This is a genomic window from Streptococcus mitis (assembly GCF_946190335.1).
In the GTDB taxonomy this organism is placed as follows: domain Bacteria; phylum Bacillota; class Bacilli; order Lactobacillales; family Streptococcaceae; genus Streptococcus; species Streptococcus mitis_CH.
Window position 1 is genome coordinate 110,418 of record NZ_CAMHZN010000006.1, and the last position, 14,790, is coordinate 125,207.

A 14,790-nucleotide genomic window follows, 5' to 3' on the forward strand; every position below is an offset into this window, starting at 1 on the left:
TTACATTACTGATACTATCTATTAGAAAATCTGTAAGTCTTATTTTCCAGTAAAGTATTTAACCGCCGACGTAAACAGGTGCTGGTCTTTATTTCCTGGGATATTTTGGAAAAGACCATCCTCATAACGTTCTGAGTGTCCCATTTTACCAATGATTTGGCCGTTCTTGCTAGTAATTCCCTCTATAGCATTTACAGAACCATTTGGATTGTACTTAGAATCCATACTTGGTTTGCCTTCGAAGTCCACGTATTGGCTGAAAATTTGTCCATTGTCACGGAGTTCCGCAAATTCCTCAGCCGTCACGACAAATTTCCCTTCACCGTGTGAAACAGGAATAGCGTGGATATCGCCCACTTGCACCGCAGCTAACCATGGTGAGTTGGTATTGGCAATGCGAGTTTCTACCATCTTGGCCACGTGTTGGTTGGCATCATTGTAGAAGAGGGTTGGGCTCGTACTTTTGGCATCTTCAAAGTTCCCGTAGGGAAGAAGACCTGATTTGACCAAGGCCTGGAATCCATTACAGATACCGATAATCAAGCCACCACGGGCGATAAAGCTATCAATAGCCACACGGACTTTTTCATTGAGAAGGATGTTGACGATAAACTTAGCTGAACCATCTGGCTCGTCCGCAGCTGAGAAACCACCTGCAAAGAAGAGAATGTTAGCCTTGCCGATGTTGTCAACCATGGTTTCAACTGACTTGACAATAGCCTCTTCATTCAAGGTCACAAATGGCACCAAGTTGACCTCTGCACCTTCTTTTTCGAAGGCCTTGGCTGAGTCATATTCCGAGTTGGTGCCCGGGAAGACTGGGATATAAACCACAGGTTTTTCAACCTTTTCTTTTGCTTTAATCACAACATCTGATGCCACAGCTGGTACTTCAGCTAGTTCTTTGGCTTGGGCAAATTCTGTTGGGTAAACTTCTTCCAGTTTTCCTTGGAAGGCACTGTCAAGTTTGTGTCCATCTAGCTTCACACCGTTGACAGTTAGTGTAAAGTCTGCACTTGTTTGTCCAATCTTCTCTACTCCAGCAATTTCTTCAGGAGAGGTGAAAACAAATCCGCCCAATTGTGCTGTCAAAGAACTTTCAAGTTCAGGCAAGATTACCTCTGCACCGATATGATTTCCAAAAGTAGCAAGTGCCAAACTTTCAATAACACCACCGTATTTAACAGCTGAAGCTGCTGTTACTTTGTGAGCCTTTTGAAGGGCTTCAAACTGAGCAAAATTTTTCTTAATCAAGTCAAAATCAATCTCTGCAGAGAGTGCTTGACCGGAGATGTAATAGATATTTTCCCCAACAGCTTTAAATTCTGGAGAGAGCACCTTACGGCTATCTGCCGTCGTCACCCCAAAGGCAACCAAGGTTGGCGGTACTGTCAATTCTTCAAAAGTACCAGACATGGAGTCCTTACCACCGATAGATGGCAAACCAAGTTGAATCTGAGCTTCAATAGAGCCTAGAAGCGCTGCTACTGGCTGACCAAAACGCTCAGCTTGTTTGTCCATGCGCTCGAAGTACTCTTGGTAAGAGAAGCGAGCCTTAGACCAGTTGGCACCAGCAGCTACCAAACGAGCAGTTGCTTCAATAACCGCATAAGCAGCACCGTGGTATGGAGACCATTCCGCTACATATGGATTGAATCCTTGAGCCATAACAGACGCAGTATGAGTCACACCGTGTTGAACTGGTAATTTCTGCACAGATGCCTCAGTTGGTGTGAGTTGATAGCGACCACCAAGTGGGTGATTGACCGTTGAGCGACCGACCGAGCAGTCAAAGATGGTCTGCAAGCCTTTTTGACTCGCATGGTTAAGGTCAGATAGAACCACAAGAGTATCTGCTTCAAGTGTGTCAGCAGATGTTTGACGTTCTTCTGGAAGCTTGACATATTTGTCCACCACCTTTGCATCAACGACTACGCGCACACCATTGGTATCAAGGAAACGGCGTTCCAAGTCGACAATGGTTTCACCATTCCAGTGCATGACTAGATTTGGTTTTTCAGTCACTGTCGCCACCACAACAGCATCAATATTCTCTTTGTTACATTCAGCAACGAAGGCATCTACATCCTCAGGACGAACCACGACTGCCATCCGTTCTTGAGATTCAGAGATGGCAATTTCGGTACCATTCAAGCCTTGGTATTTAAGAGGCACCTTGTTGAGGTCAATTTCAAGACCATCTGCCAATTCACCGATGGCTACACAGACACCACCCGCACCAAAGTCATTTGATTTTTTGATCAGACGTGTCACTTCACCATTACGGAAAAGACGTTGAATCTTGCGTTCTTCGATAGCATTCCCTTTTTGAACCTCAGCTCCAGCAGTCTCTACAGACTCAACTGTTTGAACCTTAGAAGAGCCTGTCGCACCACCGACACCATCACGTCCAGTCTTACCTCCAAGGAGAATAATCACATCTCCCGCTTCCGGTTTTTCACGGACCACATTGCCCTTAGGAGCCGCTCCGACAACAGCACCAAGCTCCATGCGTTTAGCTACAAAGCCTGGGTGGAAATACTCACGAACGTAGGTCGTCGCAAGCCCAATTTGGTTACCGTATGAAGAATAACCATGAGCCGCTGTCTTAGAAATGACCTGTTGTGGCAATTTCCCAGCACGCGTTTCCGAAATCGGTGCGGTAATATCTCCAGCACCCGAGATACGCATGGCTTGGTAAACGTAAGAACGGCCTGATAATGGGTCACGAATGGCTCCACCGATACAAGTAGCCGCCCCACCAAATGGCTCAATTTCCGTTGGGTGATTATGAGTTTCATTTTTAAACATGAGGAGCCAAGGTTCCTTGATACCATCAACGTCCACTTCGATTTCTACTGAGCAAGCATTGATTTCGTCTGACACTTCCATATCATCCAAACGTCCATTAGCACGCTCATAACGACCGAAAATAGTCGCCATATCCATCAAAGTTTGCGGTTTTTCAGAACGCCCCAACTCATCACGCATGGCAATATACTTGTCATAGGTTGACTGCAATTGCTTTTGGAATTTAGAAGCTGAAAAGTCGATGTGTTTCAACTCTGTCTCAAAAGTTGTGTGACGGCAGTGGTCAGACCAGTAAGTATCCAAAACCTTGAGTTCCGTCTCAGTTGGCACGCGCCCGATTGACTTGAAATAGTCTTGGATAAAGAGCAAATCATCCACTTCCATGGCCATCCCTTGTTCAGCCTTGTAGCGCGCAAAATCTTCTGCTATATAGTTTTCAAAGAAAGTCAATTTAGGAATGGTCTTGTCTGACTCAGAAAATTCCTGCTTGGCAATCCCTATCGTGATGTCCTTGAAACGAGAATCAACTGGATTGAGCAGATAGATCTTGACCGCCTCTAACTCAGTCGCATCAATGTCTTTATTGACCAAGTAAAGTTGAGCTGTATTGACCGTCACATCACTCGAACTCCCTAATAAAAGCAAGGCTTCCTGTGAAGATGCTGCACGCTGGTCAAACTGCCCTGGTAGGCTTTCAATCGCAAAGAAAGCATAGTTGGCAAGATCCGCCTGTACAGCCGCTTCGTCCAAAACATGGTCTGTCACCTGCTCAGAGAAAATGTGTTTCTCTGCAGGCGCAAACAAGTCCTCTGCCAAGTCAAATACATCATACACTTGCACGATGCGAATACTTTTCAAAGTTGAAAGTCCCAAGTTGTGCTGGAGCTCTCTCACCAAACTCTCTGACTTGACCTGAAAATCAGCCTTTTTTTCAACAAAAATACGTTTATCCATCAATTCTTATTCCTTTATTTCAGCTCTTGCAATGTTCCCAAACAGCCTTGAGGTTGTTATTTCAATTCCTGCAACTTTTCCCAAACAATCTCGTAAACGTCGGTTAGTTCTCCCAATCCTCTACGGAAAACATCCTTATCCATGTGGTTGCCATCCGCATCCCACAAGCGACAGTTATCTGGCGAAAATTCATCTGCTAAGATAATCTTGCCATCCTTGTCAAAACCGAACTCTAGCTTAAAGTCAATCAACTTAAGCCCAACCTCAGCAAACCAGACTTTCAAGAGTTCATTGATTCGACGAGTTTCTTCCTTCAAGTAGGCGATTTGCTGGTCATCCGCAATCTGTAGGAATTTCACATGCTCGTCATTGATAAATGGGTCATCCAAATCATCATTTTTGTAGTAAAATTCAACAATCGGAGTCTCAAATGCGATTCCTTCATCTACACCAAAACGTTTTGAAAAAGAACCAGCCGTGTAGTTGCGTAGCACGACTTCCAAAGGAATGATTTCAACCTTTTTATTGAGTTGTTCTGTATCTGAAAGTTTCTCCACAAAGTGAGTCGCCACACCAGCCGCATTTAATTTCTCAAAAATAAAAGATGAAATCTGATTATTCAAGACTCCCTTACCTGCAATCTGCTCCTTCTTAACACCATTGAAAGCAGTCGCCTGGTCCTTGTAAATTGAAATAATAAGATTTTCATCCTCAGTTGTATAGATATCTTTAGCTTTTCCCGAATAGATCAATTGTTTTGACATTTTAAAGTTCGCCTTTCGTATTACTTGAGCACATTCTACCATAAAAAACCTAAAATTACAAGAATTTAACCGAATAAATAACGTGGTGACATCGAAAATCATAAAGAAAAAACTGCAAGAAGAATCTTTCTCACAGTTTTAAAATCATTTAACTCTAAAAACACGAACATTACTCTTTATTCAAAAATTGATCTAAATAATAACGTAGGTAACTTTTCTTGCCCGTAATCATCTGCAGGCGACCTTCCACCCCGTACCGAAGTTTTTCAGCCTGCTCCGAAGTTAGATTAGTCTCCGCCTCGATTTTAAAGAAATTCCCTTTTTCAGTCTTAGTAGCTGTCGCATCAATACTTGTAATAGTAGAATCTAGGAAAATTTGATTCTTGGCATCATGAGTCGTAGTATAGCGAACAGAATCACCGACCTTGATCCTTGCTACATCTTTTGAACTTAGATAAGCTGTGAGTTTGGCTTTCCCTTCTTTTTCCAAGGACGGATAGAGTTGGGCTAGTAGGGCACCTTCTGCAACCATGGTAGAATCACTGGTCTCAGGATTAAGATGAAGAACCCCATCCTCACTCGCCGTAATTTTCCCCTTGTCTAGAAGACTTCCCTGAATCTTCTTGCCTGACTCTGCTTCCAGGATTTTCTGGTCTAGAAGGGTCAATTCCTGACCAACCTTTGCCAAGTGTTGGGATTTGAGAGACTCCAATTGACTGCTTAAGCCTGACGCATAGGCTTGCTGCGTACCTGAACCTGCATACTGGACACGGTAAGTAGCGAGACTAGATTCTAACTGAGAAAGCTGCGCTTCAACTTGCGCAACTGCTTGTGCCTTAGATTGCGGATTTTCCTCGCCCTGAGACTTGTAGGACTGGTAGAGAGAGTAGGCTAGATTCTGACTGTCCAAGGAAGCACCTGTTTCAATAGCTGACTTAGCTGTCTGGTAATCGCGAATTTTAGCCTCTGTTTGGCTGATGAGGTTGCCGATTTCGGCTTGGGTTTGGCTAGCTGCTGCATTCTGGGACGCGATGGTCTCATTTTGTTGCGATGTACTAGCCCTAAGACTACCTGCTTGGCTGAGGTAGTCACGAAAGGTGGCTTGATAGCCAAACTTATCCTCCTCTGGAAAGTGGTTCTCCCCTTCTTGCAAACTCTTTTGCAAATACTCCAAATGCTTTTTTTGATCCTTGAGCATGTCCAACTGACTAGCATAGGCCTCCGCTTGGATACCCTCTGCCCCTTCTTGATATTGAACCAACAGTTCTCCCTTTTTAACCAGCTTATTTTCTTCCAAATGATTGACAAGAATACGATTATTGCTAGTTGACTGGATATTTGCCAGGATACGACTAGGCTCGACAGTAGCTCTAGTAGACAAACTCATCTCCTTCTTTGCAAAAGTTGCAAAGCCAAGCAAAAACACGAGCAGAAGGGACATGGGGACAATCACCCGACTGGAAAAATTATGGTAACGACGATTATAAAACTCCGCACTTTCTAAAAATTCTGGTTTCATCCTCTCCTCTTTCTAGCTATTCACCAAATGGGCGTAAAAGCCACCCTGTGCAAGTAAATCAGCATGATTTCCTTCTTCAACAATCTTGCCCTGATCCAAGACAACAACCTTCTCTGTCCGCTCAGCAATGGTCAAGCGGTGAGCAATGAAAATCAAGGTCTTGTCTAAAGCCATGAGATTATCGACAATTCGCTTCTCAGTCAAGATATCCAGACTGCTAGTTGCCTCATCCAAAATCAAGACCGGCGCATCTGTCAAGAGAGCACGCGCCAGAGCAATTCTCTGACGTTGACCACCTGAGATCCCTGCCCCATCCGAAGTCAATTCTGTCTGGTAATTCAGTGGCATGCGCTCAATGTCCTCCCGAATCTCTGCCAACTCGACCGCCCGTAAGATATCCTCTTGAGTCGTCCCCTCCTTGGCTCCCAAAAGAAGATTCTCCAAAATCGTTCCGTTAAAGACATAGGGCTGTTGAGGCAGATAGTTGATATACTGACGCAGGGCCTTTTTATCAATCTGATTGAGATTGACACCACCCAGACTAATCTCTCCCTGACTTGGATCATAAAAATTAACCATCATCTTGGCCAAGGTCGTCTTACCTGACCCTGAAATTCCCACAAAAGCCACCTTAGAGCCTTGGGGAATGGTCAAATTGATATCTGACAAGACATCTCGACCATAGCCATACTTGTAGGAAACCTGCTTGAAAGTCATATCTCCCTTCATCAAGCTCAGATCCTCAACTGTTTTCTTCTCCTCAAACTCAGAAGCTACCAGATAAACTTCATTCAGACGGTTATTGGCAACCTGCGCTGTCTGAAGCTTAGTTTGCAGATTGATGATATTTTCCAAAGGATTGGTAAAGTAAACCAGCAAGGTATTATAGGTAATCAACTGCCCCAAACTCATCTTGCCATCCATGACCAGAACAGCCCCCATCCAGAGAATGCCGACATTGAGCAAGAGATGGGCAACTTTTTTCAGAGCCTTTTGCTGACTCTCTGCCCGACTATAGGTAAAGGATTTTTTCAGATAATCCACAAATTCCTTGTCAATCTTTTGGTAGCGTGAACTTTCACTGGTCAAAGACTTGATAGTCTCAATACCATTGATGTCCTCAATGATAGAAGAAGACAGAACCGCATTGGCTTCCATGGTATCCCGATTCATCTTTTCAAACGGCTTCATAAAGGCAAAGATAATCACTGTGTAGATAGGGAGCGCCAATAAAGTCATGAAAAAGAGATTGGTATTTTGTGAAAATAAAACAAGGGAAATAATGACAACCGTTGATACATCTAGGAAAATCGAAAGAATGGTCGAAGCCAGCGCATCGATGATACTGTTAGCATCTGTGAAACGAGACACGATTTCCCCTGTCCTACGTGTCGCAAAAAAGGACATAGGTAGGTGAAAAACATGCTTGATATAGGACAAAATTACGTCAATCGACAAACGTTGCCCCAAAACAAGTAAGAGATACTCCTGAGCGTAAGATAAGATCTGCTGGAGAATATAGACGATCACCAACCCAATAGAAATAATCCCCAGTGTCGAACGCATCTGATCTGGCACATAGGTATCAATGATAGACTGCAGATAATAAGAACCCACAATGTTAATCAAGGTGACCAAGAGTGTTGCCAAAACGATATTGGCAATCAAGCCACGCTGCTTCACTAATATAGGGATAAAAGAGAGCAGGCCATTCTTTTGATCCTTATGAGGCTTGTAGTCTGGACTAGGTGCCATAAACAGAGTCACTCCTGTCCATTCTTCCGCAAAGCGCTCACGTGGCAGTTTGGTCAATTTCACCCCGGGATCTGGATCGGCAATATGAATGCTTTCCTTATCCTGTCCAGTCACCACATAGTAGTGGAGCAATTTTCCTTCCTTCAGCACATGGGCAACAAAAGGAAAAGTCAAATCTGGCAAGTCAAAGAGCGTCATATCCGCCTTAATTGCTCGCGTCTCAAAACCAATCTCCTCTGCCACCTTGACCAAGCCCAAGGCCGTCGTCCCATCCATGGTTGTCTTGGCCAATTCTCGCAAGTGAGCCAAAGAATAATAGCTACCATAGTAGCCAAAAACCATGGCTAATGAAGCTACACCGCAGTCCATCTGATCCACCTGCGGACGATAGTGACGTTTCCCAAATTTCATATTCATCTCCTTTTCCTAAACTCATCTTATAATAACTATCTTACCCCAATCCTCAAACAAAAACTGGACTTCCTCCCCAAATGCGCCTATCTCCCTCCCAACTGCACTTTTTGGATAAAAAATAGGTAGAACAAACGTCCTACCTAAAATATATATATTTATTTCTTTTTCTTCCTAATTCTTTTGTCAATCATGTACAAAACGATAATCGAAAACAGCGGTGGTACAATATAACTCTTTTCACTCATTGTCAGCTGAAATCCCAGAGTTGCTAGTATCTTAAAGATGAAAATATTCATCAAAAACAGAAAAACAAATACTAAAAAATATCTTAAAACCTTCTTCATTTCTTTTCTTCAACTCTCCTAATTTCTATAACTATTTTATCAAAAATATATGTAAAACTCTAAATAAACACCTCAACTGTACTTTTTTTGGCAAAAAATAGGCAGAACAAACGTCCTACCTACTAAAAATATGGTATGAAAGGAAATTGATTTTTTACTGTCACCCTAGGCAAGCTTGGAACAAATAAATCATTGATAGTAACCTTTACGACATCCTATTTAAAGTTACTTCAATTTTTAATGTCCCTGCTATTTCTAAGACACCTCTGGTATAATCTATTCATGGTCAGAATAGATAACACCGTTCTAAATTACGATTCATAGTTACTCCTTTTTTTGATTCGTTACTATAAGACACCTATTCCCTATAAAGAGTCTACTACTTCAAATTTATCCATTCTTTTTTTCTTTACTTCTGTATAAAATAATGAAGACCATCATAAATAATGCAATCGTTGGTATATTGAAACTATCAAACCAAGTAGGTAAAGATACTTTATTCATATCAGCTACTAATCTGATGATGGTATAAGACATTGAACTAAGTAATACCATGATTTCAGGCCAAACTTTCAGTATTGATTTAACAAATTTCATATTAAACTCCGATGTGATGCATTCTTAGATTCTAGCCTAGCTATTTTCAGCGCAGACTAACAAGTCATTCTTAACTGTTTACTCTACTCGCTTTTTATTGATCTTATATCCTAGATAAAAGAGCCCAAATAAAACGGGGTAAATTTCTGGATAAAATAGGGTATTGATTGGATTTTTCAAAATCAAATACGTTGCGATGTAGATTATGAGCGATACGATAAAATACCCTTCAGCAAAGCCTAATAAAAATGTTTTCATAAGAAACCCCTAATTACCTGACAAGAATGGCGGAAAAACGCTACCATTCATATACACAAAATCCTTTTGATTCATGTTCTTCATTACTCCTTTGTATTATATTTTATTGCTATGTAAATGAGTAAAATGAGTATTGGGTAAGTAAATACTTCTGAAATATCCATAAAATTTACACTATACTGTCCAGATAATATTTTATAGTCAATTAAAATTTGAACGATAGTAAAAATAATACGTATCGATAACAATACCCCTAGTAATATCACTTCTTTTTTTAAAAACATAGAAATGCCTCTCTGACTACAATCAGATTATGGTCTATTCGCATAATACCCCAAAGCTGCTCCACCTACAGGAAGTAATGATCCTTTGATAACAATTAATAAACCTGCTCCAACTTATTCACTTTGCTCTACGATTTCAAATTGATTCAAATTTTGCATGTTATATCCCTTTAAATAATACTAGCCAAGCCAATAGTGACTCCTACTAATAAACCCACTATCCCTGAAGCTGATATAATAACAGCCGCAAATTCGTTTGAAAAATTCATTGATTTCTCCAAAGTGTCTTATCTAAAGTAACCCCATGCAACTAGCCCTGCAGCAGATAAGCTGCCGACAACATACCCCGCAACCTTGATTCCTACTGGAACTGCTACTACCGCTGCAGGAAGTACTCCTCCATCAACTGTTGCTAGTTCTTTTTCTGTCATTTCTGTAAACTGATTATCATTTACTAAAATATTCATTTTAAGTTCTCCTTGCTCTTATTCACTTTTGCTTTAAATATTTCTTTTTTATTAATATAGTATGTCAATGCTACTAACAAAATACAGATCCCCAACGATACCTTCTCTAAATTAAGTAGAGAATAAATTAATAATATGCTGTAAGATATTAAAGCAGATCCTATATATATTTTTTTTAATATTCTATTCATAAAACTTACTCAAAGTCTTATTTCAGATTTTTACCAACTTGATAGAGACCTGCTCCCAGTATAATAGCCCCTCCTGTTACAGAAAAACCTTTAAACGCCGCTACTCCAAACGCAACTACTAGTGGTGCAATTCCCCCATCTACATTCATCAACTCTTCTTCTGTAAGAGCTACAAAGTTCTGTTCCATTTTGTCAAAATTTGTCATCTTTTTTCTCCTTTATTTCTATTTTTTAGTTTACGATTTCTGGCTCTTAAACCATTTTAAAAACCAGAATAGATAAATTACTGAATTCCTTTTCGTCTCACTTATCTATTTGAGAAGTGATTTAAAATGAACAGGTAAATTTCATTTATTTTAAATACCATTTGATAAACCATGGCAATAAGATTGGTAAATACATCGCGTAGGCTCCTTCCTTTTCGTCTCACTTATCTATTCGAAAAAGAATTCGAAAATAAACAACTAAATCAAATTTTATTTCAAAAATAATTTAATATACCATGAATAGAAAATTGGTAGATACATGAACCATACTCCTTTCCTTTTCCTCTTACTTATCTATTCGAAAAAAATTTCGAAAATGTACAACTAAATTAAATTTATTTAAAAAATAACTCAGTGAACCATGGGTAGAACATTGATATAAACATGAGCTAGGCTCCTTCCTTTTCTTCTTACTTATCTATTCGAAAAACAATTCAAAAATGTACAACTAATTAAATTTATTTGAAAAATAATTTAGTAAACCACGGATAAAAAATTGGTAGATACATGAACCATACTCCTTCCTTTTTCCTCTTACTTATCTATTCGAAAAAGAAGTCAAAAAAATAAGAATATCAGAAATTTTTCCGACATTCTTATTGATAAACTCATCCAAGTCTAACAGATATTAGACATTGAGATGTTTTTTTAGGGTTCTTCTGGCTGTCCGTGATACGGGAAAATGCAAGCCTTCTAACAAGGTCACTTCTGTGGCAGTCATCTCTTCAATTGCCTGTAAACTAACCAACGTATTGCGATTGGCATAGACAAAGTAATCTTTTTCAGCCTTGGCAGCGATATCCTTGAGACTGCCATAAATGGTCTTAATAGAGTGATTGGCATAATAGACCTTGATACGGTGGGATTCCACTGAGGTTTCAAAGGCTAAAATCTCATGGTAGGGCAGAGTAAAGCCCCGTCTTCCCTCAAAACTATAGGTGAAGAGACGCATATTTTCCCTCTTGTCCACTGCCAGTACATAGTCCAGACAGCGCTCCAACTGATGACGGTAATCTTCCTCTGGCTGATCCTTGGAAATAAAATCCAAGGCAGACAAGTGATAGCGAAAAGCTAGAGGCAAAGCCTCCGAGTGTGTGGACACAAAGACAATACTTGTAAAGGGATCTCGCTCCCGAACCTGTTGAGCAACCTGAAAACCCCGTTCACGCTCTCCATCAATCTCTAAATCCAATAAATAGAGCTGATAATGGTCAAAATACTGAGAATACTTTTCAACATCTCCATAGTTTTTGGCAATATCAATTCCCAATCTCAAATTGCGAGAGCGACCAATATCTAGTAAAGTCTGCTCTATCCGTCCCTGCTGGACTCTATCGTCTTCCAAAACTAAAATTCTCATTCCTCTCCCCCTCGTTTCTCATCCCTTAAATGGTAATTCTAAATCTTGTATAAAAGTCGTCTCTCCTAGCTGGGTATCTAAGTTCAAATCATAATGAAAAACCATGTCCTCCAAGGTCGCTAAGCCCAGTCCACTGTGGTTTCCCTTGGTCGAATAACCCTTTTGACTGAGAATGCTGGGATTCAGTTCTTCTTTCTTACGAGTGTTTTCAATGATAAAACGGACACTCCTATCACTTGCCAACAAAGCAACCCGAATCTGCGGATTTTCAGACTCACCGGCTGCCTCTAAGGCATTTGTCGTGAGGATAGAGAGGATACGGATAGCCTCCAACATCGGCAATGCTAGTTCTTCTACGACTCCCACCGTCTCCAAACTAAAATGAATTCCTTGCTTATCTGCCACAATCATGGCTTTTGCCAAGGTATTGCGAATGGCTATGTCATGGATATTGTGAAGATTAAAGGCTGTGTAGTCCGCTTTCCTCAGCTTTTCATTTGTCTTTAGAAAGACATCTTGATAAATGGTAGACACCTCAGCCATGTCTTGATTCGCTATGGCAGGCTCCATGCTGGCGACAATCCCTGCAAAATCATGACGGAAACCTCGAACCTCATCATAGAGATGACCCAACTTATCCACCATCCCTTGCAAGGAACGATTTTCATCTTCCTGTCTCTGAATGGTCTGCTCATCACGATAAACCTGCTCCAAATGCTTGATGTAAAAGAGCCAAGAGAAAAAGAGAATGAAAATCAGGAGAGAAATGGTCGTATCAAAACGAACGTAGAAAGAACTATTTCTATTAGTCATAAACGAAGAGAATATCCTAAATACAGTCAGAGGTAGGATAATGAAAAAACTCTTACGATAGTGGGTTTTAAAAGTATCTGAAAAGAATAAATCCAAATCCAAAGACCAACGTTTCATCATAACTACTGTTAGTACGATAGCTAATAGGGAAAAAGAAGAGTTAACAATCCCATTTCCTACTTCCGATAGCATATCTATATCTAGCATCCGAATATAGAACAATACCAATAAATAACGAATACTCTGATAAAAACTAAAAAGATAGAGCGAAAGAAATAAAGACTCCCCCTTTTTCTTCCCTTTCATATAGAAAATAAGGTAAAAAAAGATTAAAGCTTCCAAATACATAATTTCAAAAAAAGTTTTACCAGCTATTGCTTGCATCATTAGTAAATAGACTACGTATCTCTTTTTACGAAATTCCGGTGTAATTTGGTAACCTAGATAGATTGGAGGAACTATAATGGAGACTATCAACAATAAAGCAAATAGAGTTTCCTTAATAAAAGTCAAAATCATACTATCCAATCACACTCTCCATCAATCTCTAAATCCAATAAATAGAGTTGGTAATGGTCAAAATACTGAGAATACTTTTCAACATCTCCATAGTTTTTGGCAATATCAATTCCCAATCTCAAATTGCGAGAGCGACCAATATCTAGTAAAGTCTGCTCTATCCGTCCCTGCTGGACTCTATCGTCTTCCAAAACTAAAATTCTCATTCCTCTCCCCCTCGTTTCTCATCCCTTAAATGGTAATTCTAAATCTTGTATAAAAGTCGTCTCTCCTAGCTGGGTATCTAAGTTCAAATCATAATGAAAAACCATGTCCTCCAAGGTCGCTAAGCCCAGTCCACTGTGGTTTCCCTTGGTCGAATAACCCTTTTGACTGAGAATGCTGGGATTCAGTTCTTCTTTCTTACGAGTGTTTTCAATGATAAAACGGACACTCCTATCACTTGCCAACAAAGCAACCCGAATCTGCGGATTTTCAGACTCACCGGCTGCCTCTAAGGCATTTGTCGTGAGGATAGAGAGGATACGGATAGCCTCCAACATCGGCAATGCTAGTTCTTCTACGACTCCCACCGTCTCCAAACTAAAATGAATTCCTTGCTTATCTGCCACAATCATGGCTTTTGCCAAGGTATTGCGAATGGCTATGTCATGGATATTGTGAAGATTAAAGGCTGTGTAGTCCGCTTTCCTCAGCTTTTCATTTGTCTTTAGAAAGACATCTTGATAAATGGTAGACACCTCAGCCATGTCTTGATTCGCTATGGCAGGCTCCATGCTGGCGACAATCCCTGCAAAATCATGACGGAAACCTCGAACCTCATCATAGAGATGACCCAACTTATCCACCATCCCTTGCAAGGAACGATTTTCATCTTCCTGTCTCTGAATGGTCTGCTCATCACGATAAACCTGCTCTAAATGCTTGATGTAAAAGAGCCAAGAGAAAAAGAGAATGAAAATCAAGAGAGAAATGGTCGTGTCAAAACGAACGTAGAAAGGATTACATCCCCCAGACATAATGGATGAAAAAAGTCTGAAACCAAACAATAAGGATAAAATCCACATACTTTTCATCACTAACGATTGAAATTTATCTAAAAATAATATATTGAAATCAATTCCCCATCGTCTTAAAATGACAACAGACAAAAACAACGAAATCAAACTAAATACAGAATTAAATCCACTATGCAAAAAATCAGATAGTTCAGAGTAGTCAAATATCAATCGTATTATAAATGTCAAAATCAAATATCGAATACTTTGATAAAACACAAATAGATAAAGGGCAAGAAATAGAGCTTCCTTCTTCTTTTTCTTTAACACAATCCAAAATATTATATAAAAGAATAATAAATTAGCAACATGCGAGAAACTCGGAAAAACGAAGGTAGCAAATAGCTGAAAAACTACCAAAAGAAATATAGAACGTTTGTCATAAAATGCTTTAGAGAGTTGACTACCTAGATAAA

Annotated in this window: 12 protein-coding genes and 1 pseudogene; all 13 read right to left on the minus strand. The window is 40.1% G+C overall.

What is annotated here, in order from left to right:
* Positions 1–39 precede the first annotated feature (39 nt).
* The 13 genes and pseudogenes from N8O43_RS08890 to N8O43_RS08950 all read right to left on the minus strand — a co-directional run bounded on the left by N8O43_RS08890 (position 40) and on the right by N8O43_RS08950 (position 14,392).
* Positions 40–3,765 (minus strand): phosphoribosylformylglycinamidine synthase, encoded by a 3,726-nt coding sequence (locus N8O43_RS08890; protein ID WP_261090104.1) that lies wholly within the window; start codon positions 3,763–3,765, stop codon positions 40–42.
* Positions 3,766–3,821: 56 nt separating this feature from the next.
* Positions 3,822–4,529 carry a phosphoribosylaminoimidazolesuccinocarboxamide synthase gene (gene purC, locus N8O43_RS08895; protein ID WP_261090105.1) on the minus strand — a complete coding sequence of 236 codons (708 nt, stop codon included), beginning with the start codon at positions 4,527–4,529 and terminating at the stop codon, positions 3,822–3,824.
* A 169-nt stretch (positions 4,530–4,698) separates the two neighbouring features.
* Positions 4,699–6,048 (minus strand): competence pheromone export protein ComB, encoded by a 1,350-nt coding sequence (gene comB, locus N8O43_RS08900; RefSeq protein ID WP_261090106.1) that lies wholly within the window; start codon positions 6,046–6,048, stop codon positions 4,699–4,701.
* A gap of 12 nt (positions 6,049–6,060) precedes the next feature.
* Complete coding sequence (gene comA / locus N8O43_RS08905; RefSeq protein ID WP_049515843.1) at positions 6,061–8,214, minus strand: peptide cleavage/export ABC transporter ComA; 2,154 nt, start codon at positions 8,212–8,214, stop codon at positions 6,061–6,063.
* Between the two features lie 158 nt (positions 8,215–8,372).
* Positions 8,373–8,561 (minus strand): hypothetical protein, encoded by a 189-nt coding sequence (locus N8O43_RS08910; protein ID WP_000757184.1) that lies wholly within the window; start codon positions 8,559–8,561, stop codon positions 8,373–8,375.
* Positions 8,562–8,951: 390 nt separating this feature from the next.
* The gene (locus N8O43_RS08915; RefSeq protein ID WP_033685272.1) at positions 8,952–9,158 is read right to left on the minus strand and encodes a hypothetical protein; all 207 of its coding nucleotides are present in this window, start codon (positions 9,156–9,158) and stop codon (positions 8,952–8,954) included.
* A gap of 78 nt (positions 9,159–9,236) precedes the next feature.
* On the minus strand, positions 9,237–9,416 hold the full coding sequence (locus N8O43_RS08920; protein WP_033685273.1) for a hypothetical protein: 180 nt from the start codon (positions 9,414–9,416) through the stop codon (positions 9,237–9,239).
* 571 nt (positions 9,417–9,987) lie between these two features.
* A complete protein-coding gene (locus N8O43_RS08925; protein ID WP_033685275.1) occupies positions 9,988–10,167 on the minus strand; it encodes a class IIb bacteriocin, lactobin A/cerein 7B family in 180 nt (59 codons plus the stop codon).
* Between the two features lie 208 nt (positions 10,168–10,375).
* Positions 10,376–10,564, minus strand: a complete 189-nt coding sequence (locus N8O43_RS08930; protein WP_000180826.1) for a class IIb bacteriocin, lactobin A/cerein 7B family — start codon at positions 10,562–10,564, stop codon at positions 10,376–10,378.
* Positions 10,565–11,252: 688 nt separating this feature from the next.
* The gene (locus N8O43_RS08935; RefSeq protein WP_261090109.1) at positions 11,253–11,984 is read right to left on the minus strand and encodes a response regulator transcription factor; all 732 of its coding nucleotides are present in this window, start codon (positions 11,982–11,984) and stop codon (positions 11,253–11,255) included.
* Positions 11,981–13,316 (minus strand): annotated as a pseudogene (locus N8O43_RS08940) (GHKL domain-containing protein). Before N8O43_RS08940 ends, N8O43_RS08935 begins: the two are co-directional and overlap by 4 nt.
* Positions 13,313–13,522, minus strand: coding sequence for a response regulator (locus N8O43_RS08945; RefSeq protein ID WP_261090111.1), 210 nt, complete (start codon positions 13,520–13,522; stop codon positions 13,313–13,315). The pseudogene N8O43_RS08940 and the gene N8O43_RS08945 overlap by 4 nt, the downstream one beginning before the upstream one ends.
* 18 nt (positions 13,523–13,540) lie before the next feature.
* Positions 13,541–14,392 (minus strand): GHKL domain-containing protein, encoded by an 852-nt coding sequence (locus N8O43_RS08950; protein WP_261223126.1) that lies wholly within the window; start codon positions 14,390–14,392, stop codon positions 13,541–13,543.
* Positions 14,393–14,790 lie beyond the last annotated feature (398 nt).

Excerpts from the sequence above, each read along its gene's own strand:
- N8O43_RS08945 (WP_261090111.1), bottom strand. The coding sequence starts at position 13,522 with ATGAGAATTTTAGTTTTGGAAGACGATAGAGTCCAGCAGGGACGGATA.
- N8O43_RS08930 (WP_000180826.1), bottom strand. The coding sequence starts at position 10,564 with ATGACAAATTTTGACAAAATGGAACAGAACTTTGTAGCTCTTACAGAA.
- N8O43_RS08935 (WP_261090109.1), bottom strand. The coding sequence starts at position 11,984 with ATGAGAATTTTAGTTTTGGAAGACGATAGAGTCCAGCAGGGACGGATA.
- N8O43_RS08950 (WP_261223126.1), bottom strand. The coding sequence starts at position 14,392 with ATGAAAAGTATGTGGATTTTATCCTTATTGTTTGGTTTCAGACTTTTT.
- N8O43_RS08925 (WP_033685275.1), bottom strand. The coding sequence starts at position 10,167 with ATGAATATTTTAGTAAATGATAATCAGTTTACAGAAATGACAGAAAAA.
- purC (WP_261090105.1), bottom strand. The coding sequence starts at position 4,529 with ATGTCAAAACAATTGATCTATTCGGGAAAAGCTAAAGATATCTATACA.
- comA (WP_049515843.1), bottom strand. The coding sequence starts at position 8,214 with ATGAAATTTGGGAAACGTCACTATCGTCCGCAGGTGGATCAGATGGAC.
- N8O43_RS08920 (WP_033685273.1), bottom strand. The coding sequence starts at position 9,416 with ATGAAAACATTTTTATTAGGCTTTGCTGAAGGGTATTTTATCGTATCG.
- N8O43_RS08910 (WP_000757184.1), bottom strand. The coding sequence starts at position 8,561 with ATGAAGAAGGTTTTAAGATATTTTTTAGTATTTGTTTTTCTGTTTTTG.
- N8O43_RS08915 (WP_033685272.1), bottom strand. The coding sequence starts at position 9,158 with ATGAAATTTGTTAAATCAATACTGAAAGTTTGGCCTGAAATCATGGTA.
- N8O43_RS08890 (WP_261090104.1), bottom strand. The coding sequence starts at position 3,765 with ATGGATAAACGTATTTTTGTTGAAAAAAAGGCTGATTTTCAGGTCAAG.
- comB (WP_261090106.1), bottom strand. The coding sequence starts at position 6,048 with ATGAAACCAGAATTTTTAGAAAGTGCGGAGTTTTATAATCGTCGTTAC.